The sequence below is a fragment of the Streptomyces spiralis genome (assembly GCF_014654675.1).
In the GTDB taxonomy this organism is placed as follows: Bacteria; Actinomycetota; Actinomycetes; order Streptomycetales; family Streptomycetaceae; genus Streptomyces; species Streptomyces spiralis.
In genome coordinates this window covers 13352-38176 of record NZ_BNBC01000068.1, presented here as the reverse complement: position 1 = coordinate 38176, position 24825 = coordinate 13352, and the positions used below count along the sequence as shown (strand labels likewise).

Below are 24825 nucleotides of genomic sequence, written 5' to 3'. Positions count from 1 at the left end.
ATCTGACGGCCCCACACCTTGCAGTACACATAGTTGGTGCCCGCGTTCAGGGTGCCCGTCTGGGTGGTGCTGGTCGGCGAGGCGTAGACCGGTGCGGTGGGAGAGGTGTCCACCCAGTACTTGACCGGGGACCCGGTCACGGTCACCTGGACGTCGGAGGACGGGTCCGAGGCGTTGCCCGCGGCATCGAGGGCGACCACCCGGTAGTGCCAGGTCTGGCCGGCCGTCAGACCGGCGTGCACGAACGAGGGGACCGCGGTGGTGCCGGCCTGGTGTCCGGCATCGATGGCCGGCGCGGCGTTCTGGGCGGCGTAGACCGCGTAGTGGTCCACCGCGGCGTCGTCGGTCGACGTTGCCCAGGTCACCCCCACCGTGCCCGCGCCGGTGGCGCGGGCCTGCGCACCGGCCACCGTGGCGGGCGGCGTGGTGTCGGTGAACACCGGTACGGTCGAGACCGCCTGGTAGCGGCTCGCAGACCAGGCGGGCGAGCCGGACACCGGCGCGACAGTCACGGTGATCTTCGACTTGCCCTGGGTCAGCGACGGCGGCAGCTGGTAGGTGTCGTCCAGCCAGGCGTGGTCGGCGTTGCCCAGCGGCTCCAGCCAGGTGCCCGCGCTCTGGCCGTCGACCGAGACGGCGGCCTTCTGGTACTTCTGACTCTGGTCGCCGGTGCGCCGCAGGACCACTCCGGTGTTGGCCGGGTCGACGGCGAGCGTGAAGCTGGTGCTCGCGGTGGTCGCCCGCCCGGTGGCGGTGACCGGAGTCTGCGTACCGTCGTTGCCCTCGTAGGTGGCGGTGATCGTCGACGCGGTACCCGGGTCGGCCGAGGTGTAGGAGTGCGCGCTCTCGTCGCCGGTGTCGCCGACGTTCAGCGTGTCGGTCGTACGCGCGACCGGGCCCGGGTCCCCGTACCAGAACGCCGTGGAGGAGAACGACGCGGCGACGTCGTCGCCGTGGCCGCCGTCCGCCGCGTGGAAGTCGAAACCGTGCTCGAGGTCGTAGGTGATCGAGGAGGTGAACGGCACCGCGTCCTGGATCGTCAGCCGGTAGGCCGAGGTGCAGTCGGTGTTCGCCGGGCAGCCGTAGCCGGCGGCCTGGTGCGAGGGGTTGCCGGTCAGCGGCAGGGTGTACGGGCCGTTGATGAAGTACCAGCCACTGTTGAAGTAGTCCTCGGTGCCGGTGCCGTTCGGGTCGGGGATGGCCGAACCGTCCACGTAGACGTGCTCGTTGCCTTCCAGGTAGGCCCGGTTGCTCGGGCCGGTCATGCCGAGGGCGACACCGGCGAACTTGCCGTGCCCGGCCGCGTGCAGGATCCGGTAGTCCTGTCCGGCCTTCTGGTCGTCGGCCGAGACGGCATGGGAGGTGGCGTGGAAGTGCGCGATGGTCCCGGCGGACAGCTGGGAGGCGCAGGCACTGCACGGCGCGGACGTCACTTCGGCGGTGGCGCCGCTGACGGTGCGGTTCGAGCCGTTGTAGACGCTGACCGTGGCCGTGCCGGAGAACGGCATCGGCCACCAGGCCGACAGCCAGCCCGTGCCGCCCGGGTCCATCCCGGTCATCAGCGAGCGCACCCGGCCGTCGTACTGGCTGGAGCCGAAGAACTCACCCAGTGGCGCGTCGACGGTCTGGGTGCCGTCGAAACTGATCCGGATCCGCGCGGAGGCGAGGATCTGGTTGCTGTCCAGCACTCCGGTCGGGGTGTACCCGGAGGTGCGGCTGCCCGACCAGGTCTGTCCGGTGACGGTGTACGCGTGCGCCGACTCCGAGGCCGTGTCGCCGACGTCGACCGTGTCCGTACGCTTGGTGCCGCCTGAGACGGTGGAGTCCACCTGGTAGGTGAACTCGTTGAAGTCCACCGCCGAGGAGACGAACTGGTTGGCGACGGTGATCTTCGACTTGCCGGCGGTCAGCGAGGCCGGCAGGTCGAGGGTCTGGTCGACCCAGAGGTGGCCGTCGGATGCGGTCGGTACAGCCGTCCACTTCCCGGCCGGTGAGCCGTCGACGGTGACGTCGGCGACCTGGTCGGCGATGGTGGAGTCGAACCTGCGGGTGAGCCGTACTCCGGTGTTGGCCGGGTCGATCGCGACCGTGAAGCGGCTGGAGCCGCCGGAGCCGAAGGCCCGCCCGTCGTCGGTGATCAGGGGCACCGAGTTCGCCGCATAGGTGAGCGCGTTCCGGTCCCGCGTACCGGACCAGGTCTGTCCGGCGATGGCGTACGAGTGCCCCGACTCCGACGCCGAGTCGCCGACGTTCACCGTGTCCGTGCGCTTGAGGCCGCCGTCGATCACGGAGTCGGCCCAGTACGTGAACTCGTTGAAGTCCACCGCCGAGGAGACGAACTGGTTGGTGATGGTGAGCTGCGACCTGCCGGCGGTCACGGAGGCGGGCAGGTCCACGCTCTGGTCCACGAAGCGGCCCGTGCTCTGCGACAGAGCCGTCCACCGGGCGACCCGGGTGCCGTTGACCAGGACGTCCGCGACCTGGTTCGCGACGGACTGGTCCAGCCTCCGGGTGAGCCGCACGCCCTGGTTGGCCGGGTCGATCGCGACGGTGAACCGGCTGGAGCCGCCGGAGCCGAAGGCCCGCCCGTCGTCGGCAGGGTCCAACTGGCTTGGTGGCGGGGCGAGCTGGGGCAGCTTCAGCCGGACCGCCGACAGGGCCGCCGGGCCGGACACCGAGGCGACCTGCGTGGAGGCGCCGGGCGCGAGTGTGAACGGGGTGGTGCTGGTAGTCGCCCCGCTCTGCGCGGGCTTCGGGTCCGCGGTGCCGGCCGCGTTCAGCATCGCCAGGACGTCGCTCGCCCTGTCACTCGGGTCGAAGGTCGTCACGCCCGAGGCGTCGGCGAAGGTCCGGTAGTCGACGTGGTAGTAGTCGGGGTCGGGCGTCGCGGTGGTGTAGACGAGCATCGAGGAGGTGTAGGTCATCGGCACGTCGATGTGCACACCGCCGGACGACTGCGAGGCGTTGGCGACGAGCGGGTACACGAACGGCGCGCCGAGCGAGCCGTTCACCACGCTCTGCAGACTGGAGTTGATCACTGTGGTGCCGTCGAGCACCACGACGAGGTTGCCCAGGTCGGAGACGTCGCCCTGCACGCCGTTGGTGATCGAGGTCAGCCAGATCTGGTCGATCTCACCCGGGCCGGTGGCCTCCGCCATGACGCAGCCCGTGGCGCCGATGGTGCGCAGGCAGTTGCGCTGATCGAGATTGCCCTGCTTGCGGTCGAAGCTGGAGAACTGCTTCAGCTGGACGCCGCGCGGAACGATGTCGAAGGCGTCGAGGTGACGCAGGGTGTCCCAGCCGACCGGGCCCTTGGCGGTGAAGACGGGCGTGGCCGCGGACGCGGCGGGTGCCGCCACGGTGCCGGCGGCGAGCACCGTCAGACAGACGGCGAGAAGGTGGGCGAGGCGTTTGCGGAGTCCCGGGGGGCGAGGAGGGCGGGAAGGGGTTGTCGCAGCATGCATGAGACGTGCTCCAGCAAGGAGTGAGGGGCGGTCAGCAGTCCGGTATGACGGTGCCGTTGTTGTCCTTGGCCTCGTCGTTGCCCCAGCGGGAGAGGTAGTAGGCGGAGACGTACTGGTTCGCGGGCCCGGTGTCGGGGTCGGTCTTCAGCCACCAGTGGTTGTACGTCGTGGCATCACCGATCTGACGGCCCCACACCTTGCAGTACACGTAGTTGGTGCCCGCGTTCAGGGTCCCCGTCTGGGTGGTGCTGGTCGGCGAGCCGTAGACCGGGGCCGTGGCGAAGGTGTCCACCCAGTACTTCGCGGGCGGCGGCGGGGGAACGCTGCCTCCGTCGGAGACATCGAGGTAGTCGCCGTCGATGTTGACGGTGACACCGCCCCAGGTCTCGTTCGTGCCCCCGAAGTACTGATGGATGCGCTGGTGGTCGGGCCAGTCGGCGGCGGGCACGTAGGTGCCGGAGTTGGTGTCGGCGGCGTTGTTCCACCAGGCGAACCAGATGTGGTCCGGCATGCTGTAGGCGCCGGTGGTGTACTGCGCGGCCAGGTCGCGCATGCCGGAGCCGGCACTGGAGTAGACACCGGAGAGGTAGCCGCGCGCGTGCAGCTCGTCGGTCCACGCGGACAGGTAGTTCAGGACGCCGGTGCTGCAGGAGGAGTTGGTGTTGTCGTAGCCCTCCATGTCGTCGTAGAGGACGCTGCCGGCCGGGAGTCCGATCGTCTGTGCCTGGGCGACGGCGTCGTCGGCTTCCGCGGTGCCCTGGCTGCGGGCGGTGGCCGGATCGGTGGACACCCGGTGGCCGAAGGAACTGCAGGGCGCCTGGGAACCGACGTAGGTCGGGATCAGGTGCCAGCCGTTGGCGGTCACGGTGCTGACCCAGGACGAGGTGAGATTGGGCTGGGCACAGGCGCGGCTGTTGCCGCCGATGTAGACGCCCACGGCCCGGTAGGGGGACGCCCCCCAGGCGTTCATCGTGGAGGTGCTCGGGGCGGCACACGCGTCGAAGCCCTTGCCGGCGTAGGTGCCGGGCTGTGCGGCGACGTCCAGGGTGGCGGCGGAGGCGGTCGCTTCCGGGAGACGGCCGGCGCCGGCCCGGGCCTGGCCGTCGAGCCGGCCCGTGCGCAGGATCCGTTCGGCCGACGGCTTGCCGGTGCCGTAGGTGGCGGTCGCGATGACCCCGGCGGAGGGCACGGCCAGCCGGATCTGGCCGGTCTCGGCCGCGGTGGTGCGTCGGGGCGTGTAGGTCGCGGTCCCCTTCGCCGCGACGACCGTGTCGCGGTCGACGGTCGCGGTGCCGGTGCCGTCCAGGGGCTCGATGAGCAGGGCCTCGGTTCGGCCCACGACGTGGGTGGGGCAGTGCTCCTGGGCTGCGGGGTGGCCGAGGTAGACGGCGTGTACGTCGAAGCGGACGCAGGTGCCTGGCTCGGTGGCCAGGTCGATGACCGGCCAGTCGGCCGGGACACGGAGGTGGTATCCGTGGTAGGCCACCTCGTGGGTGGCAGAGGTCGCGGCCTGCGCACTGTGCGCGGTCAGCGCCGCGGATGCCGCGGTGAGCAGCAGGGCTATGGCAGCGCGGGCCGCGCGTCTGGCGCGGCCGGGTCCGGTCAGATGCATGTCACCTCTCTATTGCGTGGGCATGACAAACGACGCTTGATGGGTGGTGCGTGCCAGTTGAGAACCCGGGCCGCGTGAAATCGTTGCCGCCTGGGGAGCGCGGATCACGTCGACGGTGGGGCTGGGCCTGTGTCAGATTGCCTGCCACAGGCCCAGTTTGCCGCCGCGCCCACACCATAGCGGCTGTGATATCGATTTCAAGAGCTGGGGAGCGGGAACGCCAGAGATTTGGCAGAACCCGTACGGCCGGCCCGGACCCTTGATGGAGACCACCGCGGCGCGGGCTCCAACAAGGGTCGGCGCAAACGCGCTCAGAACGTGTTGCCGACCGTGACGTTGCGGTAGTCGGCGGCGGTGTCCTCGGTGACGAGACCGGGCTGCCCGTTGAGCAGCACCGGGAAGGACGTGCCGCTGAAGGTGCGCTGCTGGGCCTGGGCACCGTCGAGGAAGAACGTGTAACCGGCGCCCGCCTTCACCACCTTGAGCGTGTGGTACTGCGTCGGATCGAACCCGGCCGGCAGGGCGGAGTTCTGCCACGGCTGCTCGACGCCCTGCACCACGGCGTGGGTGGCGAGCACCCCGTACTTGCGGTCGATGAAGACCTCGACGTGGTTGTCCTTGTCGGCGTACGAGGCGTAGACGCCGTACTTGGGGTACGACGAGGTGGTGCCGGTGGCGCTCCAGCGTACGTCGGCCGAGACCGTGTAGTTCTCGTAGTTCGGGTTGGCGGCGTAGAAGAGCTGGGACCAGGGGACGCCGTTCAGCGAGGTCACGCTCGCGGTGCGGGCGTCCGTGACGGTCCAGGTGCCGGCCTTCCGGCCGTCGGTGCCGTCGCCCTCGGCGGCATCGCCGAACGCGTCGCCCCAGCCCGAGGCGTACGGGTCGGCAGAGGGCACCGAACCGGGCTCCCCGGAGGGCACGTCCAGCGGCACTCCGTCGTTGACGGGGTATCCCAGCAGGGGCGAGCCGTCGTGGGCGTCCCAGTACAGCCGCTGGGCGCGGAGCTCGCGATCGGCGTCACAGCCCCGGGTGTTGGAGTGCACCAGGAACCAGTCCTCGTTGCCGTCCGGCGAGGTGATGGCTTGGAACGAGGCGGATCCGAGGACATTGCCGTGGTACTTGAACACCGGCCCGGTCTTGGCCCAGGACGAGGGATCGAGCAGATTGCCGTCGGTGTTCGTCAGCAGCCCGACCGCGTAACTGCGGGTCCCGCAGAAACTGGCGGAGAAGGTGAGGTAGCTCCTGTTCCCGTGCCGGAAGACCTCGGGTCCCTCGTTCACCGGGAAGTTTCCGACCGTGCCGCTGCTGGGGCTGTCCGGGAGGTCCACGGTCTCCCACGGCCGGGTCGGCGCCGAGATCTGCACCCGGTTGCCGCTGATGTGGAGCGGGTCGCTCATCGTCGCCAGGTAGATGTTCTGCTGATGGGCGTTGGCGGTGGGCCATCCGGACCAGGCGATGTACAGCCTTCCGTCGCTCCCTGCGAACACCGTCGGGTCGATCGCCCACAGGTCGCTGGACTCGTGGAGCTGCCCGTGGGCGTAGCCGGTGTCGGCCTCCGTGTACGGGCCCGCCGGGTCGCCGCCGACGGCCTGCAGGACGAAGAGCCGGTGGCCGGCCCCGTCGCCCGCCGAGGTCGCGGTGTAGTAGATGTAGAAATGGCCCTGCACATAATGGATTTCGGGCGCCCAGACCTCGGCCGAGTTCGACTGTCCGGCGGGGATGCGGAACACGTCGTACTTCTCGGCCGTGGCGAAGCCGGTGATGGTGGCCGACTTCCACACGCACAGGTAGCCGGCGTCGCAGCCGTCCGTGCTGGTCATGTAGTAGTAGCCGCCGTACTGGATGACGTACGGGTCACTGACGTGCTGCCGGACGGGGTTGGTGAAGGTCGCGGCGTCGACGGCTGCTGCCGTGCGTGCAGTCGCCCGGTCGGCATGGGCGACGGTGGGCAGGAGTGCGAGGACGAGGGTGACCAGTCCCGCGAGGGTGCGCAGGAGCGGTCTCCGCCGCTTTCCGGGCAGTTCCACCATGGTTGGCTCCGTATGGGGGGGAAGGAGGCCGCCGACAGGCAGTGCCGAATCGGCGGCGGTGCTGGGGTTGCGCCAGGACCTGTCCGGCGGCCGAGGCCCAAGTGAGCGACCGCGTCACGTGAAATCGATTTCGGCAGTGTAGGAACGGCGCTGAGTGGGCGTCAATGGGGTGGAGTCTCCATGGGAGCCGGAGGCGATGGGAGCTGTCCGGCGGCGAGATCGGACCGATGGCGTGTACTTGTACGTCCACGGAGGTGGCCGGGTGTTCGCGGCGACGTGAGGTTCTGCATGCCTTCTTGGCCTCTTCGTGGCCACGATGGCATCTGCGCGGGTTGCGCTACTTTGTCAGCGTTACGTGCACCGCGACTACACATGGTGCCTCGCACTGATCCGAGAGGGCGACGAGGCAGGCATGAGCGTCCCGCCGTTCGAGCCGGTTGAGATCCGGCGACGGTTCCCCGTGGCACCACACGTCCTGTTCGACGCCTGGATCACCTCACCCGTGATGCGGCGATGGCTGTTCGCGAGCGACTCGGGGGAACTGGTGAGCATCGACGTCGACCCCCGGGTGGGCGGGGCGTTCAGCATCGTCGAGCGACGCGAGGAAGGCGAGGAAGGTGAAGTCGAGGTCGACCACTTCGGCACCTACATCGAGGTCGACCGGCCCGGCCGGCTCGCTTTCACGCTCGAGGTGCCATGGCACTTTCCTGGAATCACCCAGGTCGGAGTGGACATCAGGCCCGTACCGGAAGGCAGCGAGATGTTCTTCCGTCAAACCGGTGTCGATCCGGCCACGACCCGCGACGCGTGGCACAGGATGTTCGACCAACTCGACGAGGCGATTTCGGCGAGTTCCGCGTGAGCAGGAGACACGACCACGTCGAGCTTCATCCCGGCACTGGCCGCGCGAGGAACGCGATCCAAGGCGATCGCGCCAGAGCTCATGGAAAAAGATTTGAGTGAGGCGGAGCCCGGCTGCTACTTTCGCGGTGGACCGTGAAGTCGTCGTATGGAGGTGAGACCCGTGAACAAAGTTACCCATGGGTGCTCCCTCAACCCGTCGCGGTCCGGCGGCTGACGTTCGGTGTCGCCAGGAGCGCCTGAGATCGAGGCACTCCTGGAAGGAGACTCCGATGAACACAAAGCCTTTCACATCCGGCCTGAGCGAGAACGCGGTGATGATCACCCGTGTCGCGGACAGGCAATGGCATGCACTGGATGACGACCTTGTGGTCGGCCGCGGGCATGCGGAGCACCGGCCCGACGGACGCTTGTTCGTCAGCATCGACGCCTGGCACGACGCCGCCTTCGACCGGCTCGCCGAGGCGATGCTGGCGGCCTTGCCGACGCCGTTGTACACGGTGGTCGACGAAGCCGATGCCGAGTTGACGACCGCCTGGCGGCGGGCCGGTTTCACGATCCGGCGCCGCGAGTGGGAGTACGTCGTGCCGACCGACCCGCAGGTGACAGGGCTCGAAGCAGTCCTTCCGCCTTCCGGCGTGACGATCGTGCCCGCCGGTCAGGCGGACGAGAGTCTGCTGCGGGAGGCGGACCGCGCGATCCGTGACGAAGTCGAGGCGAGCGTGGGGTGGTGGCAGTCGATGCCCGCGGAGGTGATTCCCCGTCTCGAAGGCGACACCATCGTCGACCTGTCGAAGTATGCGGCGGCCGCGGGACCGGACCGCTACCTGGGTCTGATCCGGGTGGTGAGGGTGAAGCGGCCGCGCATCGGGCTGGTCGCGGTCCGGGCCGGCGAGCAGCGCCGCGGCATCGCACGGGCGCTGCTGGCCCACGCGCTGGGAACGCTGCATCGCTCCGGGGCCCCCGCTGCCTGGACCGAGATCCACGAGTCCAACCAAGCAGCCTCGGCACTGTTCCAGGGCATCGGCGCCCGGCCGATGGGCAGCAACCTGGAGCTGGTGCGATGACCAGGAACAAGAACGTCATCGAAGTCGAGGGCAAGGTCGTCGAGTGCCTGCGCAGCGCCATGTTCACCGTGGAGCTCGAGAACGGCCACCAGGTGCTCGCGCACATCAGCGGGAAGATCCGCAAGAACTACATCAAGATCATGCTGGAGGACCGGGTGCTGGTGGAGCTCCCGCCGTACGACCTGACGCGCGGCCGGATCGTGTTCCGGTACCGGAACTAGCGGCGGTCGGCACCCTGCGCGGTAGCTGATCCTCAAGGCCCCGGTCACGGCGTTTCCGTGACCGGGGCCCGAGATCTTTTCCCGGTCCTCCGCGCCCTCGCCCAGGCCGGCGCAGCCGCCCGGGACTCGGTCGCAGGCTGGACCCGCACGGAAGATTCACGGGTTTCGGGCCGTTCGATGTCGGTGATGACTCGGCTGTCGGCAGACCGGCTGGACGTCACACCGAGACCTGCCAGGATGGCCGCATGAGGAAGACCATGGCGGTGCGTCGGCTCGATCTCGGGTACTTCATTCGGCCTGCGTCAGAGACGGGTGGCCCACAACCGCGGGTCGAACCTGTTCTCGCCTACCTCGTGCAACACGACCGAGGGCTGATCCTCTTCGATACCGGCATCGGCAAGGCGGACCCCGAGACCGAAGCACACTACCGTCCCCGGCGCCGTGCGTTGCAGGACGCCCTGTCGGCTTCCGGAGTCGCCCTGGATGACATCTCCCTGGTCGTCAACTGCCATCTTCACTTCGATCACTGCGGCGGCAACCCCCTCCTGGGCGGCAGGCCCATCCTGGTTCAGGACCTCGAACTGGCCACCGCCCGCCGGGGCAACTACACCTTCGACCAACTCATCGACTTCCCCGGCGCAACCTATGAGGAGCTCGCCGGTGAGACCGAGGTCTGGCCGGGAGTCTGGATCATTCCGACGCCCGGGCACACCCAAGGGCATCAGTCGCTGGTCCTCCGCCAAGGGGACGGCACCGTGGTCCTGGCGGGCCAGGCACACGACTTCGCGTCCGATTTCGCATCCGACCTGCTGGCCCGTCACGCGGCACTCAACGGCGAGGAACCGCCGCTTCCCCCCTGTCAGCCCTGGCTGCAGCGACTCGCCGGCTTCGATCCACGACGTGTGCTCTTCGCCCATGACTGCTCGGTCTGGGAACCGCCGCAGAGCGCCTTCGGGAGCTGACCGGTCAGATGGCCGAAGGAGGCTTCCTCTTGTGGCGGGATCGGCGGGTCAAGGACATCGCGAAGGCCGGGCGAAGGCGGGCGAAGTCCTGGCGCGCTGAGCGACAGCCAGGGCCGGTGGCGAGCCGGCCACCGGGTCAGGACACGGGGCCGACAGTTGCACGGCGCCATCGCAGGTAGCACAGTGCGCTCGCTGTGACGATCAGTGGCCAGAGCAGGTACCAGCCGGTCATGACGAGGAGTACCGCGACCGCGAGCAGCGCGAGAAGTGCGCAGCGGTGGGGCAGGGTTCCGCGGGGAAGGAGGCGTAGGGCGGCGGCGGTGCCCAGGGCGTACACGGTCACGAACGAGCCGGTGGTGAGCAGGACGAGGGGCCGCGGGCCGACGGCGGCGACCGCGGTGACGGTGAGGGCGAGCCCCGACAACCCCGCCACGACTGCCAGACTGCGGCGTGGTACCTCGCCGACGCTGCTGCCCTGGCTGAGCCACGCGGGCAGCGCGCCGTCCCGGCCGAGTGCGGCGCCCAGTTTCGCCGCGCCGGCGAAGTAGGCGTTCATCGTGCCGAGAGTGAGCAGCAGCGCGGCGATCGCGGCCAGCACGTGGACTGTTCCACCGACGCCCAGGGCGAGCAGTTCGGCCAGTGGGGCGTCGGAGGTGCCGGCGGCCGGGCCGAGCACGAGGACGCTGGTAGCGGCTACGGCGAGGTAGAGCACGCCGACGACGGCGACCGCCAGGGCGGTGGCCCGGGGCAGGTCGCGCGCCGGACGGCGGAAGTCGGCTGCCAGATGGGTGATGGCCTCCCAGCCCGCGAAGCTCCACACCAGCAGCGCCGCGGCCGAGCCGGTCGCGGGCCAGCCATGCGGCGCGAACGGATGCAGGTTCCGTACGTGGGCGTGCGGCAGCGCCGTGACCACGGCGGCCAGCAGCAGCGCGACAAGAAGTACGGCGAGTACGAGTTGCATACGGCCGGTGGCGGTCAGACCGAAGCTGTTGGCCGCCGTGACGAGGATCAGCAGGACCACCGCCGTGACCACCACCGTGCGCCGGCCGCCGCCCACCGCCGCCGCGACGTACGCGCCGGCGAACATCCCCGCCGCCGGAGCACCGGCGGGTACGGCGAAGTAGAAGCACCAGCCGACCACCGCCGCCGCCCGTGCCCCGAAGGCATGCCGGACGTAGGTGGAGACGCCGCCGCCGTCCGGGTACCGGGCGCCCAGCGCGGCGAACGTGGCCGCAAGGGGCACCGACAGCAGGACCAGTGCGAACCAGGCCAGCAGCGAGGCCGGTCCGGCCGCTCGCGCGGCCAGTGCGGGAAGGGCGATCACACCGGTGCCGAGGACCGCTCCGACGTACAGTGCGGCCCCCTGCCAGACGGTCAGTGACCCGACCGGCTGGATCGAGAGTTCCTGTGCGGCCGGCGCCCTGGTCACGCGGAACCCTCCTCGGTCCGGCGGAAGGCCATGGTCCAGTTGGTTTCCCAGCTCTGCCCGCCGTCGGTCGAGAACGCCTGCTCCCAGTGAGCCGACACCGATGTGATCTGCGACCAGATGAAGCGGCACAGGACCGGGGTGCCTTCGTGTGTGTCGTCGCCGTGGAACTCGCCGTACCCCTCGCCGTGGAACCGGCCGACGACGGGTGGTTGCAGCAGTCCTGTCCGACTGTTCACCCAGTTCAGTGACCACTGCGCGCGCACGGGGTCGAACAGGCGCAGCGTCAGGCCGCTGAAGCCCTTGGTCGGGAAGTTGATCTCGTCGAGGTTCGCGGCGCCGCCGAACAGAGTGCCGTGACACACGACGGTGGCCGGAAACTCGTCCCACTCGGTGCTGCCGGTCAACGGCGCGACCAGGCGCCGGTTCGTCACCTTCCAGGTGCCCACCAGGAAGTCGAAGTCGCCGATACCGGGCTCGCGGGTGGATGGATCGCTCATCTGCACATGTCCTTTGCCGTATCCGGTGCGCTGGGGCGTGCGCCCGACCGGAAAGCTATTGCGGGTCCCCTGACAGTTCCTGTCAGGGAAGTGCGGCAGACTTTCGTCATGCGTGCGAGCCGACTGCTGTCCGTCCTGTTGCTGCTCCAGACCCGGGGCCGGATGACCGCCCAGCAGGTGGCCGACGAACTGGAGGTGTCGGTCCGCACGGTGTACCGGGACATGGAGTCGCTCGCCGCAGCCGGTGTTCCCCTCTACGGCGACCCCGGTCACGACGGCGGTTACCGGCTGGTCGGCGGGTACCGCACCCGGCTGACCGGGCTGACCCGCGAGGAGGCGGAGGCACTCTCCCTGGCCGGGCTGCCCGGCCCGGCCGCAGACCTCGGGCTCGGCGCCGTGCTCGCCACCGCTCAGCTCAAGCTGACGGCCGCCCTGCCCGACGAACTGCGCGACCGGACCGGTGCGCTACGGCAGCGGTTCCACCTGGACACCACCGGCTGGTACGCCGAGGCAGACGCCACCCCGCATCTGGCCGCCGTGACCGAGGCGGTGTGGCGGCAGCACCGTATCCGCGTCCGCTACCGGCGGTGGAAGGCTCCCCAGGAAGTGACCCGGACGCTGGAGCCCTACGGATTGGTACTCAAGTCCGGTCGCTGGTACCTGATCGCGGGCAGCCCGGAGCCCATCCGCACCTACCGCGTGTCACAGATCCTCCGCATCCACGCCCTCCCCGACCGCTTCGAGCGGCCCCCGGGCTTCGACCTGGCCACGCACTGGCAGTCGTATCTGGCCGACTTCGACGCCCGCCGTCACCGGGGCGAGGCGGTGGTACGGCTCTCGCCTCGGATCCTGGAACAGCTTCCGGACCTCATGGAACCGGCTGTGGCACGGGCCGCCCAGGACAGCGCGGGGCCACCGGGCCCCGACGGCCGCGCCCAAGTCGTCATCCCCATCGAGTCCGTGGACCATGCCGTCGGCATGCTGCTCCGGCTCGGCGCGGAGGCCGAAGTCGTGGCACCCACGGATTTGAGGGCACGGATGGCGCAGACGATCGCCGCCCTGGCCGACACCTACCGGCTTCCGCCCACCACCGTATGACATCACCGGCACCGTCCTCGTGGTGCAGATCTCCGCCTACGACGACGCCCAGTGCTGCACCTGCACCTACACCGCCCTGCCCAGCGGCGCCGTGAACGGCACCCCCCTCAAGGACTGTCCGCCACAGTCTTCCTCCAGCCAATCCTGACCACAGCCTCCAGGACAAGCAGCCGCCGGGAGAGCGCGAGGACGGAACTTCGCAGCGGCACGCTCGGCGTTTCGGCCATCGCCACTCCGGCCCCCGGCCCTTGCACCGCAAGGGTCGATGCAAGCCGCAAGGTCCGGTGCGCGCTCAATCCCGGGGCTGTCGACTCGGCCGAAACACATGTGTTCGAAATTCTGGCTGGTTCGTTGAGCCGCAGGAAGCAGCCGTAGAACCGTCGAGGGGGACCACGTTGACTTCGGCCAAGACACCAGCACAAGCGACTCCCCATGGTCTGGCACGGGGCGAGGAGTACGCGTTCCGCGACGGCTCCGGCCTCAGGGCTCCCGTGCGGATGAGCACGGTCGTCACCATGGCGCGGCGGACGCCCACGCCGGCTCTCCGGACGCTGAGCCGGCCGGGGTCCGGAGGCGCCCTGTGAAGAGGCTCTTCGGACGTGTGCGGATGGCCGAGCCGGAGGTCTCCGATGCCGAAAAGGAGCTCTTCGGCGGTCCTCTGCGCTACGACACCGGCTGGTCGGAACACGAGCGTGCCTGGCTCGACCTGACGATGATGTCGGCTCTGCGCTCCATGCCCAGGCTGGTCGGGACGACCTTGCGGATGGCGTGGCACGCCGACCGCCGCGCCCTGCTCACGGTCGCCGTCAGCGAGATCGGGCAGGGCATCGCCGCGGCCGTCGGATTGCTCGCGGTCAACGCCGTCATGCACGCGCTGCTCGGCTCGGGCACGCCTGCGCAGCGCTTGCAGGCGGTCCTGCCGGGTCTGTTCGCCGCCGCCGGGGCAGCCGTGGTCAACTCGGGCCTGGCCGGATGGTCCACCTCGCGGGCGGGCCGGCTGGAGCCGCTGGTCGAGCGGATCGCCACGACCCAGTACCTGGCCGCCGCCGCGTCGGTGGAGCTGGAGGCCATCGAGGACCCGGAGTTCCGGCGGCTGATCGACGTCGCCCAGTACGGCGCCGCATCCGCCCGCCGCATGATCAGCGCCTGCGTGGCCGCGCTGAACGGGACCATCTCCCTGATCTCCACGGCCGGTGTCCTCACCCTCCTCCACCCGGTGCTGCTGCCGATGTTGATCCTGATCGCCGCGCCGCGCGGCTGGGGTGCGATGCGGGTGGCGCAGGAACGGTACGTGTCGGTGATGAGCTGGATCGAGCACGTGCGGGCCGGCCGCCTCATCGGCAACCTGCTCACGGAGCGCACCGCCGCACAGGAGGTGCGCGTCCACGCCGTCGGGCCGTTCCTGCTCAGCCGCTACGAGCGGATGGCCGAGAGCGCCGAGGCCGAGCAGGAGCGGCTGGCCGCCGGCAAAGCCGTCACCGAGTGGGTGGCCGCCGCGCTGTCCGGACTCGCCATGGCGGCGACGTACGCGGCGATGTTCCTGCTGATCATGAGTGGGCACATGAGTCTGGCCGTGGCCGGCACCGCCGTCATCGCCGTCCGGTCCGGCTCGGCGAGCCTGGGCGCGCTGGTGATGAACATCAACCAGCTGCACGAGGAGTCCCTCTACGTCCGCGACCACGCCCGGTTCCTGGACGAGGCGGCACGACGCACCATCCCCGGCGGGGGCGATCCTGTTCCCCCTCGGGTGAGGCAGGTGGTCCTCGACCAAGTCGGCTACCGCTACCCGGACCGGGACACTCCCGCCCTGGACGGAGTCTCCCTCACGCTGCCCATGGGCTCGGTGACCGCCGTGGTCGGCGAGAACGGCTCCGGCAAGAGCACGCTGATGAAGGTGCTGTCGGGCCTGCTGCTGCCGCAGAGCGGGACCGTGCGGTGGGGTGATGCCGACGTCGCCTCCCTGGACCGCTCCCAGGTCTTCGACCGCGTCGCCCTGCTCACCCAGGACTTCCAACGCTGGCCCGTGACAGCGGCGTTGAACATCCGGATCGGACGGCCCGCCCGGCAGGCCGGCACCGACGACCTTCAGCCGTCCGTCGACTACGCCGGGGCCGGACCGGTCATCGCGAAACTCCCCGACGGCCTGGGAAGCCTGTTGGCCCGGATGTTCCGAGGCGCCAGCGAACTCTCCGGCGGCGAGTGGCAGAAGATCGGGCTCGCCCGAACCCACTGGCGCAGCTCCACCTCGGACGACGACAGCGTGCTCATCGTGGACGAACCCACCTCCGCCCTCGACCCGGAAGCCGAGATCGCCGCCTTCGACCGCATCCGCCGGCTCGCCGCCCCGAACCGCGCCGTCGTCCTGGTCACCCACCGCATGTCCGGCGTCCGCCACGCCGACCGCATCTACGTCCTGCACCACGGACGGCTCGTCGAGCACGGCGGCCACGACGAACTCATGGCCGCCCAAGGGCGCTACGCCTCGATGTTCGAGGCTCAAGCGGCCCAGTACGCCCCGGCAGGCACCGTCCCCCGCCCCGCCTCCCCCACCGTCGCAGACCCGGCATGACCCGCCCGAAGGACCGGGTTCAGCAGGGTCGATAATGCGCCACTCAAGTCCAACGCCCTTTCCCTCAGCCTTACTTCACTACTTGACGAAAGTGGTCGGCGGCTCTAGGTTCACGGCTCAGCCACGCATCGTACGACGCCCCCCACCGTTCATGAGGTGAAGCGTCGGCCGCCACCCCCCATGTGAAAGGCCACCCCTTCATGGCCCGATCCCTTCCAGCAGCCGCTCTCACCGCCGCACTGGGTCTCTCCGCGTGCCTGCTCACCGCGGGCCCCGCCCAAGCCGCGACCGGCAGCATCACCGGCCTGGCCGGCAAGTGTCTCGACGTAGCCGGCGCCGGCTCCGCCGACGGCACCCCCGTCCAGCTCTACGACTGCAACGGCACCAACGCCCAGCAGTGGACCGTCGGAAGCGACGGCACGATCCGCGCCCTCGGCAAGTGCCTGGACGTCACCGGGAACTCGACCGCCGACGGGGCGAAGGTGCAGCTGTGGTCCTGTACCGGCGGTGCGAACCAGAAGTGGACCGTCACCGCCGCGCACGACATCGTCAATCCCCAGGCGAACAAGTGCCTGGACGTCACCGACAACAACTCCGCCAACGGCACCCGGACGCAGATATGGAGCTGCAGCGGCGGCGCCAACCAGAAGTGGAACGCGCCCGCGAGCGATGGCGGCGGGACTCCGTCCGGCTTCGTGGTGAGCGAGTCGCAGTTCAACCAGATGTTCCCGAACCGGAACTCGTTCTACACCTACAGCGGTCTCACCGCGGCCCTCGGCGCCTATCCCGGCTTCGCCAACACGGGCAGCGACACGGTCAGGAAGCAGGAGGCCGCCGCCTTTCTCGCCAACGTCAGCCATGAGACCGGCGGGCTGGTCTACGTGGTCGAGCAGAACACCGCCAACTACCCCCACTACTGCGACTGGAGTCAGCCGTACGGCTGCCCCGCCGGACAGGCCGCGTACTACGGGCGCGGGCCGCTCCAGCTCAGCTGGAACTTCAACTACAAGGCCGCCGGTGACGCGCTCGGCATCGACCTGCTCAACAACCCCTGGCAGGTGGAGAACAACGCCTCGGTCGCCTGGAAGACCGGCCTGTGGTACTGGAACACCCAGTCGGGACCGGGCAGCATGACCCCGCACAACGCCATGGTCAACAGTGCCGGATTCGGCCAGACCATCCGCAGCATCAACGGCTCCCTCGAATGCGACGGCAAGAACCCGGCCCAGGTGCAGAGCCGCGTCGACGCCTACCAGCGCTTCACCCAGATCCTCGGTGTCTCACCGGGCAGCAACCTGTACTGCTGACGCGAGCTGCCCGACAAGGAGCCGTCATGCCCCACGTGAAGTCCCTGACCAAGGCCCTGCTCGCGGCACTGGGCGCGATGACGCTCGTCGTGGCCGTTCCGGCGAGCGCCCACGCGAACGTCCTCACCCTGCTGCCGCAAGACGCCGACGGCCTGGAACAGACCTTCTCCCCCGCCTACGACTACGACGGCGACGGCTGCTACGCCACCGCGGCCATCGGCGCCGACGGGACCACCAACCCGGGTCTGAAACTAGGCGGCGACGTCAACGGTCACTGTCACGACTACGCCCAACTCGCCAACGCCAACACCTACTCACGCGAGAAGTGCAACAACGGCTGGTGTGCCGTCATGTACGCCAGCTACTTCGAGAAGGACCAGGCGACTTATGGCCCGCTCGCCATCGGGCACACCCACGACTGGGAACACGTCGTCGTGTGGATCGACAACAACGAGGTCCAGTACGTCTCGGTGTCCCAGCACAGCAGCTACCAGGTGGCGGCCCGCTCCTCGGTCCGCTTCGACGGCACGCACCCGAAGATCGTCTACCACAAGGACGGCCTCTCCACCCACGACTTCCGCTTCGCCAACAGCAACGACGAACCCCCCGAGAACGTGACCGGAGGCTGGTTCTACCCCCGCCTGGTGGGCTGGAACGGCTACCCTCCCGGCTTCCGCGACAAGTTGATGAGCGCCGACTTCGGGGATGCCACCATCAAGATCAAGGACGGCGACTTCGCGTACGCCCTGGCGCACTCCATGCCCTCGGGCATCCCCTTCGACCCCAACGCGTGACAGCGACAACGATCACGTCGAAGACACCACTGCGACGAACTCGCTCGAAACCAGGAGCAACGGCCCCGCACTCGCCATGTGCGGGGCCGTTGCTCGCGCGCTGCGGACGAGCCGGTGGAGTGCGGGACCCTTCGGTTCCGTCAGAGACTGAAGTGTTCCTTGCCGAGGAGAGGCCGCACGCGTGAGCGGAAGCCACCGGTGCGGAAGGGTCGCTGCAGCAGACCCGGGTGCAGCTGCTGGGCGATGGCGGCGGCGATCATGCCCTGGTCCAGCGCGAGGACGAAGTCGCTGACCCGGCCCGTGGCGGTGTCGACCGAGTCGCGGAAGCCGTACCGGTCGTCGTAGGCGCCGAAGTCGCGTGCCAGAGCGGTGAGGTTGGCCATCGCGTCGGTCGCGGCGTACGGCAGGGCGAGGAAGGAGGCGTGCGGGGTGACGACACCCAGGGAGTTGTAACCGTCCTCCTGCATGCCGATCGCGTCGACGCCGTACTCGCGGTAGCCGCCCTCGGGGATGCTCGCGGGCGAGAAGCCCCAGTAGCCGTACTTCTCCTCGATCAGGCCGTGTTCGATCTGACTGCGTACGTAACGCTGGTGCGTGACTCCCCACGACTGGGGAGACCACTCGGGTTCGGGCACGAACAAGGGCACCATCAGGGCCTCGAACATCGAGCCGCCCCAGGTGGGCACGAGCTTGCGGCCGCGGTAGGTGTAGTGACCCTGCCACACCCGTACGCCGTCCAGCGTGACGTAGGCGCCTTCGGGCTGCTGCTCCTGTCCCATGCCGGGCAGCAGGGTGCGGAAGAGGTGCCAGTAGTGCTCGGCGGGCAGGGAGCCGTCGGCGATGCCGAGATAGCTGGCCATGCGGGGTTCGGTGTTCAAGGCACCGTAGTGGTGGCCTGTGGGCTCTCCCCTGCCGGGCTTGTCGGGCCAGAATCCGCCGCGCAGCTGGCCCGGTCCGGCCACCGGGTCGGCAGGGTCGTAGGGGGTGTAGTAGTAGGACCAGTCGGCGTCGGCGAGGAGTCGGGCGATGCGCGGGCGCAGTTCCGGGTCTGCGTCGGCGGCGATCCTGAGGCCGGTGACGAGCCAGGCGTTGTCCACGGTGGAGAGGAACGGACGGACCGGGTCGCCCGTCTCGGGCCAGCTGGTGAGGACCGAACCGTCGTGCGGGTCGTACCAGTTGAACCAGAAGCCGTGCGCTCGCTCCAGGCCCTCCACGGCCGTGAGGGTGCGCTCGAGGCGCTGGTGCATGACGGAGGGGGAGATCACTCCCAGGCCGGCCGCCGCCACTGTCGACCACAGCCCGCAGCCGATGTTGGTCGGTGAGGTCTGCGGTGAGGGCACCGGCGTGCCGGCTCCGCTGACGTCGATCTTGTCCGCGGCCAGGCCGAGATCGGTCGTCATGGCCGTCAGGGAGCGGTAGGTCGCCTCGAACCAGGTGCGCAGCAGCCCGGGGTCGGACGCGGCGCGGGGCTGGGACGCCGCCGTGGCCGGGGCGACGGACGTGGCGGTGCCCAGGGCTGCGGTACCGGCGACGGCGGCGGTGAGGAACGTACGACGTTTCATGCGGTCCAACTCCCGGAGGAATGCGGGCGGAACGGGTGGAAGGTCGGTGCGAGTCCTGTCGGTGAAGGTGGTGGTGCGGGGAGCCGGTGGTGTCAGGGGCCACCGGCTCCCGGATCAGGGGCGCGATCACGGCCGTCAGCGCGCGGCGCGCGGCAGTTCTCGCGTGCGGCCCAGGCCGCCGAGCCATTCGGCGGAGGGCTTGGGGGTGCGGGCGAAGGTGACCTGGTCGACGGCGATGAGACCGAAGGTCGGCTCGTAGGAGCCCCATTCGTAGTTGTCGAGGGCGCTCCACGCGAGGTAGCCCCGGACGTCGAGGCCGTCTTCGATCGCTGCGGCCACCGCTTCGAGGGCGCCGGTGTAGTAGTCGACGCGGCGGGTGTCGTCGGCGGTGGCGATGCCGTTCTCGGTGACGATCAGCGGCATGTCGGGGCCGATGACGTCGGCGGTGTGGCGCAGGGCGTGACCGACGGCCGCCGGGTAGTACTCCCACTGCGTCAGGGTGCGCTCGGCGTCCTCGGGCGCGGGGATGGGACCCTCGGGGCCGATCTTGGTGCGGGTGTAGGACTGGACGCCGATCCAGTCGTCCCCGCGGGCGGCCTCGATGAAGACGTCCTCGCGGGGGTGGCGGTAGGCGGCGGTGACCTCCTCGGCGCCGGGCAGGGCCTGGTAGACCTGGTTGGCGATGGTCCAGCCGACCTGGATACCGGGGTCGATCGCTCGCACCGCCTTGACGGCGGCATGGTGTGCGGCGATGACCGCGCGGGTGGTCTCCTCGTCGGGCGTCGGCAGTCCGGCGGGCGGGAAGCCCTGGTCCCCGGCCTTGGCGGCGCCCGCCATCACGGCGATCATGTTGGGCTCGTTGATGGTGCACACATGACGGACGCCGTCCGCGATGATCGGCGCGCACTCTTCGACGTACCGGGCGAACAGCTCCACGGCCCCGGCGGCGGTCCAGCCGCCGAGGTCCTCGAACCACTGCGGCACGGTGAAGTGGTGCAGGGTGACCATCGGACGGAGGCCGCGGGCCAGGGCGCCCTCCACCATGCGCCGGTAGTGCGCGATCTCCGCTCGCGAGAAGGTGCCGCGGACCGGTTCGATGCGGGCCCACTCCACGCTGAAGCGGTAGTCGGTGAAGCCGAGGCCGACGAGCAGGTCCATGTCCTGTTCCCAGCGGTGGTAGCTGTCGCAGGCGTCCAGGCTCGGCTCCGCGATCCTCGCCGCCGGGTCGTGTTCCTTCCGCCACCAGTCGCTGTTGACGTTGTTGCCCTCGATCTGGTGGGCGGCGGTGGAGGCGCCCCACAGGAAGCCGTCGGGGAAGGGCGTGGAAGTCTGCGTCATCGTCCGTTCTGTTTCTCTGGTGCGTGCGGGCCCGGCCGTGGAGGCTCGCACACGTGTCACGAGTGCGCGCCGGTGAACCGGGGATGGGGCGGTGAAATGGGGATGAGTGGGTGCGGAGAAGGGCTGCGGCTACTTGAGCCCGGCGGTCGCGATGCCCTGGGTGAAGTGGCGCTGCAGGACGGCGAAGACGGCCAGGACCGGCAGCACGATCAGCAGTGAACCGGCCATGAGCATGCCGTTGCCGCCGCCCACCGTACGGTTTGGGTCGTTGGCGAACGTCGCCAGCGCCACCGGCAGCGTGTACTTGCCGGGGTCGTTCGTGGCGATCAGCGGCCAGACGAAGTTGTTCCAGGAACCGAGGAACGTGAAGATCGTCAGAGTCGCCAGGGCGGGTTTGACGAGCGGCAGCACGATGCGCCAGAAGATGTACCACTCGCCGGCGCCGTCGATGCGGGCCGCTTCGAGCAACTCGTCGGGGATCGACTGCATGAACTGCCGCATCAGGAAGACCCCGAAGGCTCCGGCGGCGAAGGGCAGGACGAGCCCGGCGTAGGTGTCGATGAGGTTCAGCTTGTTCATCAGCACGTACAGCGGCAGGATCAGCAGGTTGCCCGGCACCATCAGGGCGGCGAGCACGAGACCGAACACCTTGGAGCGGCCGGTGAACTCCAGCTTCGCCAGGGCGTAGCCGAGCATGGAGCAGAACAGCAGATTGCAGACGGTCACCAGGACCGCCACGATCAGCGAGTTCATGAAGTAGCGCGGCATGTCCAGCTGATCGAGCAGATCGCGGAAGTTGCCCAGCGTCCACTGGCCGGGGATCCACACCGGCGGGCTGGCCGTGAGGTCCTTCTTCGTCTTGAACGCCGACAGCGCCATCCACAGGAACGGTGCGGCCATGACCAGCAGACCCAGTGAGGCGACCGCATAGAGCACCGGTGTGCGGACGCGGGACGTGCGGCGGTGGGCAGGGGCGGGGGCGGGTGCTGTCGGCGCGCTCATCGGGTGTTGTCCTTCAGCAGTCGGAGCTGGAGCACCGTGATGCCCATGATCACCACGAACAGCACATACGCCATGGCGCTCGCATAGCCCATGTGGAAGAAGTTGAAGCCCTCCCGGTACATGTCCAGGGAGACGGTCAGGGTGGAGTTGGAGGGGCCGCCCTGGGTCATCACGAAGGGCTCCTCGAAGACGTTGAGGTAGCCGATGGTGGTGATGACGGTGGCGTAGAGCATCGTCGGCCGCAGCAGCGGCACGGTGATGCGGCGCAGCTCCTGCCAGGCGCCGGCGCCGTCCAGCCGCGCGGCCTCCCGCACCTCGGTCGGGACGGCCTGCAGCCCCGCGATGAACAGCACCATCACGGTGCCGAGGTTGCGCCATACCGCCATCGCGATCAGCGACGGCATGGCCCAGGTTCCCGAGCCGAGGAAGTCCGGTGCGGTCATGCCCAGCTCGGAGGCGAGGCCCGACACGAGGCCGTCCGAGGGGTCGAGGACGAACCGCCAGACGACGGCCACGGCGACGATGGCGGTGACCACCGGGGCGTAGAAGCCGACCCGGAAGAAGGTGCGGGCCCGGTCGATGCCGTTGTTGAGCAGGATGGCCACCAGCAGTCCCAGCACGATGGTCAGCGGCACACCGACGACCACGAAGTAGGCGGTGTTGAACAGCGCCGTGCGGAACGTGTCGTCGCTGAAGAGCTGTACGTAGTTGTCGACGCCGACGAACTTCGCTTCCAGCGGGCGGGTGACGTTGCGTGCCCCGAAGTCGGTGAAGCTCATCACGAGCGTGGCGACGATCGGGAAGAGCATGAAGAGGGCGAAGAGCACCAGGAACGGAGTGGAGAACAGCCAGCCGTGCAGATTGCGCCGGCCCAGCGGGTGGCGTCGGCCCGTCCTCCGCGTCGGCCGCTTGGACGGTGTGACCGGCCTGGTTCCGGCCGTGGCCGCGCCGTCGGCGGCCGATCCGGTCAGCAGGGACATTCCGGTTACCTCGTGAGCCCTTCGATCTCCGACTGCGCCTTGTCCAGCGCGGCCTTCGGGGCGGAGTGCCCCTGGGTGACCTGCTCGATTGCGGCGTCGACCTTGGAGGTGAACTCGGTGAGCTTGGGCTCGGACGGAGGTGTCTTCGCCGTCTCCATCTGCCGGCGCCAGATCTTCAGGTTCGCGTCGGTGGCGAGTTCGCCGGACTCCCAGGAGGCCTTGTTGGCGGGCAGGTCGCGGGTGCGCTGGTACCAGTCGGCCTGGCCCTTGACGTCCGCGAGGTAGGAGATGAACTGCTTCGCGGCGGGCTTGTGCTCGCTGTCCGCGGAGATCGCCAGGCTCGATCCGCCGGCCATGGACACCGAGGACTTGTCGGCCGGTACGGCGGCCACGGCCCACTTGCCCTTCAGGTCCGGGTAGTTGTCGTCCAACAGGGACATCACCCACGGGCCGCCGAAGAACATGGGGACGGAACCGTTGTTGAAGTCCTTGGTGACGTCGTAGCCGGGACGCACCGACTTCTCGCTGAGCCCCTTGCTGAAGTAACTGCCGTAGTTCTTCAGCGCGTTGACGGCCTCGGGGCTGTTGACGACGGGCTTGCCGTCCTGGGTGAGGATCTCACCGCCGGCCGAGTACAGGAACGGGTAGAAGCTCTGGACGGTGTCCAGGCCACCTGGCTGGATGGACAGTCCCCACTTGGTGCCGGCCTTGGCCTGGTAGGCCTCGGCCGCCTTCTGCAGGTCGCCCATCGTGGCCGGCGGGCTCTTGATGCCGGCCTTGGCCGCGAGGTCGGTGCGGTAGTAGAGGACTCGCGTGTCGACGTACCACGGGACGCCGTAGGTCTTGCCGCCGTACGACGCCTGCTGCCAGGCGGCGGGGAAGAAGTCGCCCTGCTTGAAGGTCTTGGTGTCGATCGGCTCGAGGGCGCCCATGTCGGCGAACTCGCCCAGGTAGGTCCCGCCCATCTGCACGACGTCGGGGAGCTTGCCCGCGGCGGCGGCCGCCACCAGCTTCTGGTGGGCCACGTCCCAGCCGACCGGGGTCACCTTCACGGTGATGTTCGTGTGCGACTTCTCGTACGCCTTGGCGACGTCGGCGAGCTTCTCGCCCTCCGTGCCCATGGCCCAGACGGTCAGGGTCTGCTTGGCGTCCGCGGCCACGCCCGCGCCACCGGACCCGCCGCAGGCGGTGAGGGTGAGCGCAGACGCCACGGTAAGGACGATGGCAGCGGTTGTGGCGGGGCGGTACATGGACTGCTCCTCCTCGAGTGGCCGATGTATGCGCATCCTGTAAGCGCATACATCACTCTGTGGCAGAGGTGAGGGAGGGGCAAGGGGCGTCCGGTAACGCTCACGTAACGACTGGGACATCAAGGAGCGCTATGGCCTCGGGCTCCGCGCGCCCCGGCTCCGTTGGACGGGTCTTGCATGACGTCGGTTACACCGGAGCCGACGCGGGACCGACGGGTACTACTGCCGTGCACATCCGTCGACCCTAGCTCAGCCCATCGGCGCAGGTCAGGAGTGTGGCGCGGCGCACGTCCGCGGGGCCCCGCCGTGCGCCTGACGCCCTGGACTTCCCCTACTCGGTGCCGTGCACGGAGACCCGCGCCGCCATCGGTGCCGCGTTCGCCGCCCTGGACGCCGACTACACCGTCACCGTCACTCACTGATCAGCCGTCCGCCCTGACCTGCGGGCCGCCCCGTCCGGGCGGTCCGCGCCGGAAGGAGACCCGGTGTTCCTGGTCGTACCCGACCCCGCTCACCGGCTGGTCGCCGCCCCAGACCCTCTGACGACCTCACGCCCGGCACCGAGGGGACCCTCACCACCCGGGGATTCGCCTGGAACAGCGAGACCGAGGCGTACACCCGCCCGGCTGACACCAGCCCCGCGGCCGTGGAACCAACCGCCGGGGCCCTGCGCGAACCGGGCCGCCATGTCTTCTCCTCCTACACGCCGCTGCCAACCGCCTGACCGGCACCCCTCCCTGGCCAGGCAGCTGCCGCTCCCGTCATCCCTCCCCCGCCGCCTC

The 24825-nt window shown here is 69.4% G+C and carries 19 protein-coding genes; 9 read left to right on the top strand and 10 right to left on the bottom strand.

Features of this window, described 5'->3' with window-relative positions; all coding sequences use genetic code 11:
* The 3 genes from IE318_RS40600 to IE318_RS40590 form a co-directional block, all read right to left on the bottom strand.
* The coding region (locus IE318_RS40600; protein WP_189907894.1) for a glycoside hydrolase family 172 protein at positions 1-3464 on the bottom strand (3464 nt) is incomplete at its 3' end.
* 31 nt (positions 3465-3495) lie between these two features.
* Positions 3496-5076: a DUF1906 domain-containing protein gene (locus tag IE318_RS40595; RefSeq protein WP_189907893.1), complete on the bottom strand. Its 1581-nt coding sequence runs from the start codon at positions 5074-5076 to the stop codon at positions 3496-3498.
* Positions 5077-5387: 311 nt separating this feature from the next.
* Positions 5388-7106, bottom strand: a complete 1719-nt coding sequence (locus IE318_RS40590) for a glycoside hydrolase family 43 protein (protein WP_189907892.1) — start codon at positions 7104-7106, stop codon at positions 5388-5390.
* Positions 7107-7422: 316 nt separating this feature from the next.
* Here IE318_RS40590 and IE318_RS40585 point away from each other — a divergent pair, with 316 nt between their 5' ends.
* The 4 genes from IE318_RS40585 (at position 7423) to IE318_RS40570 (ending at position 10217) form a co-directional block, all read left to right on the top strand.
* The gene (locus tag IE318_RS40585) at positions 7423-7968 is read left to right on the top strand and encodes an SRPBCC family protein (RefSeq protein ID WP_189907891.1); all 546 of its coding nucleotides are present in this window, start codon (positions 7423-7425) and stop codon (positions 7966-7968) included.
* Positions 7969-8239: 271 nt separating this feature from the next.
* Complete coding sequence (locus IE318_RS40580) at positions 8240-9034, top strand: GNAT family N-acetyltransferase (RefSeq protein WP_189907898.1); 795 nt, start codon at positions 8240-8242, stop codon at positions 9032-9034.
* The gene (gene infA / locus IE318_RS40575; protein WP_007386266.1) at positions 9031-9255 is read left to right on the top strand and encodes a translation initiation factor IF-1; all 225 of its coding nucleotides are present in this window, start codon (positions 9031-9033) and stop codon (positions 9253-9255) included. Before IE318_RS40580 ends, infA begins: the two co-directional genes overlap by 4 nt.
* Positions 9256-9500: 245 nt before the next feature.
* On the top strand, positions 9501-10217 hold the full coding sequence (locus IE318_RS40570) for an N-acyl homoserine lactonase family protein (protein ID WP_189907890.1): 717 nt from the start codon (positions 9501-9503) through the stop codon (positions 10215-10217).
* A gap of 136 nt (positions 10218-10353) precedes the next feature.
* Here IE318_RS40570 and IE318_RS40565 read toward each other — a convergent pair whose 3' ends face one another.
* Both IE318_RS40565 and IE318_RS40560 read right to left on the bottom strand, forming a co-directional pair.
* Entirely contained in the window at positions 10354-11646 is a 1293-nt protein-coding gene (locus tag IE318_RS40565) for an APC family permease (protein ID WP_189907889.1), read from the bottom strand.
* On the bottom strand, positions 11643-12143 hold the full coding sequence (locus IE318_RS40560) for a hypothetical protein (protein WP_189907888.1): 501 nt from the start codon (positions 12141-12143) through the stop codon (positions 11643-11645). The genes IE318_RS40565 and IE318_RS40560 overlap by 4 nt, the downstream gene beginning before the upstream one ends.
* 108 nt (positions 12144-12251) lie before the next feature.
* Here IE318_RS40560 and IE318_RS40555 point away from each other — a divergent pair, with 108 nt between their 5' ends.
* From IE318_RS40555 to IE318_RS40540, 4 genes are all read left to right on the top strand, one after another.
* Complete coding sequence (locus tag IE318_RS40555) at positions 12252-13241, top strand: helix-turn-helix transcriptional regulator (RefSeq protein ID WP_189907887.1); 990 nt, start codon at positions 12252-12254, stop codon at positions 13239-13241.
* Positions 13242-13821: 580 nt separating this feature from the next.
* Positions 13822-15810 (top strand): ABC transporter ATP-binding protein, encoded by a 1989-nt coding sequence (locus tag IE318_RS40550; RefSeq protein ID WP_373311430.1) that lies wholly within the window; start codon positions 13822-13824, stop codon positions 15808-15810.
* A 200-nt stretch (positions 15811-16010) separates the two neighbouring features.
* The gene (locus IE318_RS40545; protein WP_189907886.1) at positions 16011-17117 is read left to right on the top strand and encodes a lectin; all 1107 of its coding nucleotides are present in this window, start codon (positions 16011-16013) and stop codon (positions 17115-17117) included.
* A 26-nt stretch (positions 17118-17143) separates the two neighbouring features.
* Positions 17144-17911: an NPP1 family protein gene (locus IE318_RS40540; protein WP_189907885.1), complete on the top strand. Its 768-nt coding sequence runs from the start codon at positions 17144-17146 to the stop codon at positions 17909-17911.
* 140 nt (positions 17912-18051) lie between these two features.
* Here the strand turns inward: IE318_RS40540 and IE318_RS40535 are convergent, their stop codons facing one another.
* The 5 genes from IE318_RS40535 to IE318_RS40515 all read right to left on the bottom strand — a co-directional run bounded on the left by IE318_RS40535 (position 18052) and on the right by IE318_RS40515 (position 24043).
* Positions 18052-19473: a glucoamylase family protein gene (locus IE318_RS40535; protein WP_189907884.1), complete on the bottom strand. Its 1422-nt coding sequence runs from the start codon at positions 19471-19473 to the stop codon at positions 18052-18054.
* A gap of 135 nt (positions 19474-19608) precedes the next feature.
* Positions 19609-20811 carry a glycoside hydrolase family 1 protein gene (locus IE318_RS40530; protein WP_189907883.1) on the bottom strand — a complete coding sequence of 401 codons (1203 nt, stop codon included), beginning with the start codon at positions 20809-20811 and terminating at the stop codon, positions 19609-19611.
* A gap of 129 nt (positions 20812-20940) precedes the next feature.
* Complete coding sequence (locus IE318_RS40525) at positions 20941-21813, bottom strand: carbohydrate ABC transporter permease (protein WP_189907882.1); 873 nt, start codon at positions 21811-21813, stop codon at positions 20941-20943.
* Entirely contained in the window at positions 21810-22793 is a 984-nt protein-coding gene (locus tag IE318_RS40520; protein ID WP_189907881.1) for a carbohydrate ABC transporter permease, read from the bottom strand. The genes IE318_RS40525 and IE318_RS40520 overlap by 4 nt, the downstream gene beginning before the upstream one ends.
* Positions 22794-22798: 5 nt before the next feature.
* The gene (locus tag IE318_RS40515) at positions 22799-24043 is read right to left on the bottom strand and encodes a sugar ABC transporter substrate-binding protein (RefSeq protein ID WP_189907880.1); all 1245 of its coding nucleotides are present in this window, start codon (positions 24041-24043) and stop codon (positions 22799-22801) included.
* Between the two features lie 275 nt (positions 24044-24318).
* Here IE318_RS40515 and IE318_RS40510 point away from each other — a divergent pair, with 275 nt between their 5' ends.
* A complete protein-coding gene (locus IE318_RS40510; RefSeq protein WP_189907899.1) occupies positions 24319-24465 on the top strand; it encodes a hypothetical protein in 147 nt (48 codons plus the stop codon).
* Positions 24466-24825: the final 360 nt, after the last annotated feature.

What these genes read in the sequence shown, in the direction of transcription:
- IE318_RS40580 (WP_189907898.1), top strand. Translation starts at nt 8,240, where the DNA reads ATGAACACAAAGCCTTTCACATCCGGCCTGAGCGAGAACGCGGTGATG.
- IE318_RS40540 (WP_189907885.1), top strand. Translation starts at nt 17,144, where the DNA reads ATGCCCCACGTGAAGTCCCTGACCAAGGCCCTGCTCGCGGCACTGGGC.
- IE318_RS40555 (WP_189907887.1), top strand. Translation starts at nt 12,252, where the DNA reads ATGCGTGCGAGCCGACTGCTGTCCGTCCTGTTGCTGCTCCAGACCCGG.
- IE318_RS40515 (WP_189907880.1), bottom strand. Translation starts at nt 24,043, where the DNA reads ATGTACCGCCCCGCCACAACCGCTGCCATCGTCCTTACCGTGGCGTCT.
- IE318_RS40585 (WP_189907891.1), top strand. Translation starts at nt 7,423, where the DNA reads ATGGCATCTGCGCGGGTTGCGCTACTTTGTCAGCGTTACGTGCACCGC.
- IE318_RS40560 (WP_189907888.1), bottom strand. Translation starts at nt 12,143, where the DNA reads ATGAGCGATCCATCCACCCGCGAGCCCGGTATCGGCGACTTCGACTTC.
- IE318_RS40595 (WP_189907893.1), bottom strand. Translation starts at nt 5,076, where the DNA reads ATGCATCTGACCGGACCCGGCCGCGCCAGACGCGCGGCCCGCGCTGCC.
- IE318_RS40535 (WP_189907884.1), bottom strand. Translation starts at nt 19,473, where the DNA reads ATGAAACGTCGTACGTTCCTCACCGCCGCCGTCGCCGGTACCGCAGCC.
- IE318_RS40530 (WP_189907883.1), bottom strand. Translation starts at nt 20,811, where the DNA reads ATGACGCAGACTTCCACGCCCTTCCCCGACGGCTTCCTGTGGGGCGCC.
- IE318_RS40545 (WP_189907886.1), top strand. Translation starts at nt 16,011, where the DNA reads ATGGCCCGATCCCTTCCAGCAGCCGCTCTCACCGCCGCACTGGGTCTC.
- IE318_RS40570 (WP_189907890.1), top strand. Translation starts at nt 9,501, where the DNA reads ATGAGGAAGACCATGGCGGTGCGTCGGCTCGATCTCGGGTACTTCATT.
- IE318_RS40520 (WP_189907881.1), bottom strand. Translation starts at nt 22,793, where the DNA reads ATGTCCCTGCTGACCGGATCGGCCGCCGACGGCGCGGCCACGGCCGGA.
- infA (WP_007386266.1), top strand. Translation starts at nt 9,031, where the DNA reads ATGACCAGGAACAAGAACGTCATCGAAGTCGAGGGCAAGGTCGTCGAG.
- IE318_RS40525 (WP_189907882.1), bottom strand. Translation starts at nt 21,813, where the DNA reads ATGAGCGCGCCGACAGCACCCGCCCCCGCCCCTGCCCACCGCCGCACG.
- IE318_RS40590 (WP_189907892.1), bottom strand. Translation starts at nt 7,106, where the DNA reads ATGGTGGAACTGCCCGGAAAGCGGCGGAGACCGCTCCTGCGCACCCTC.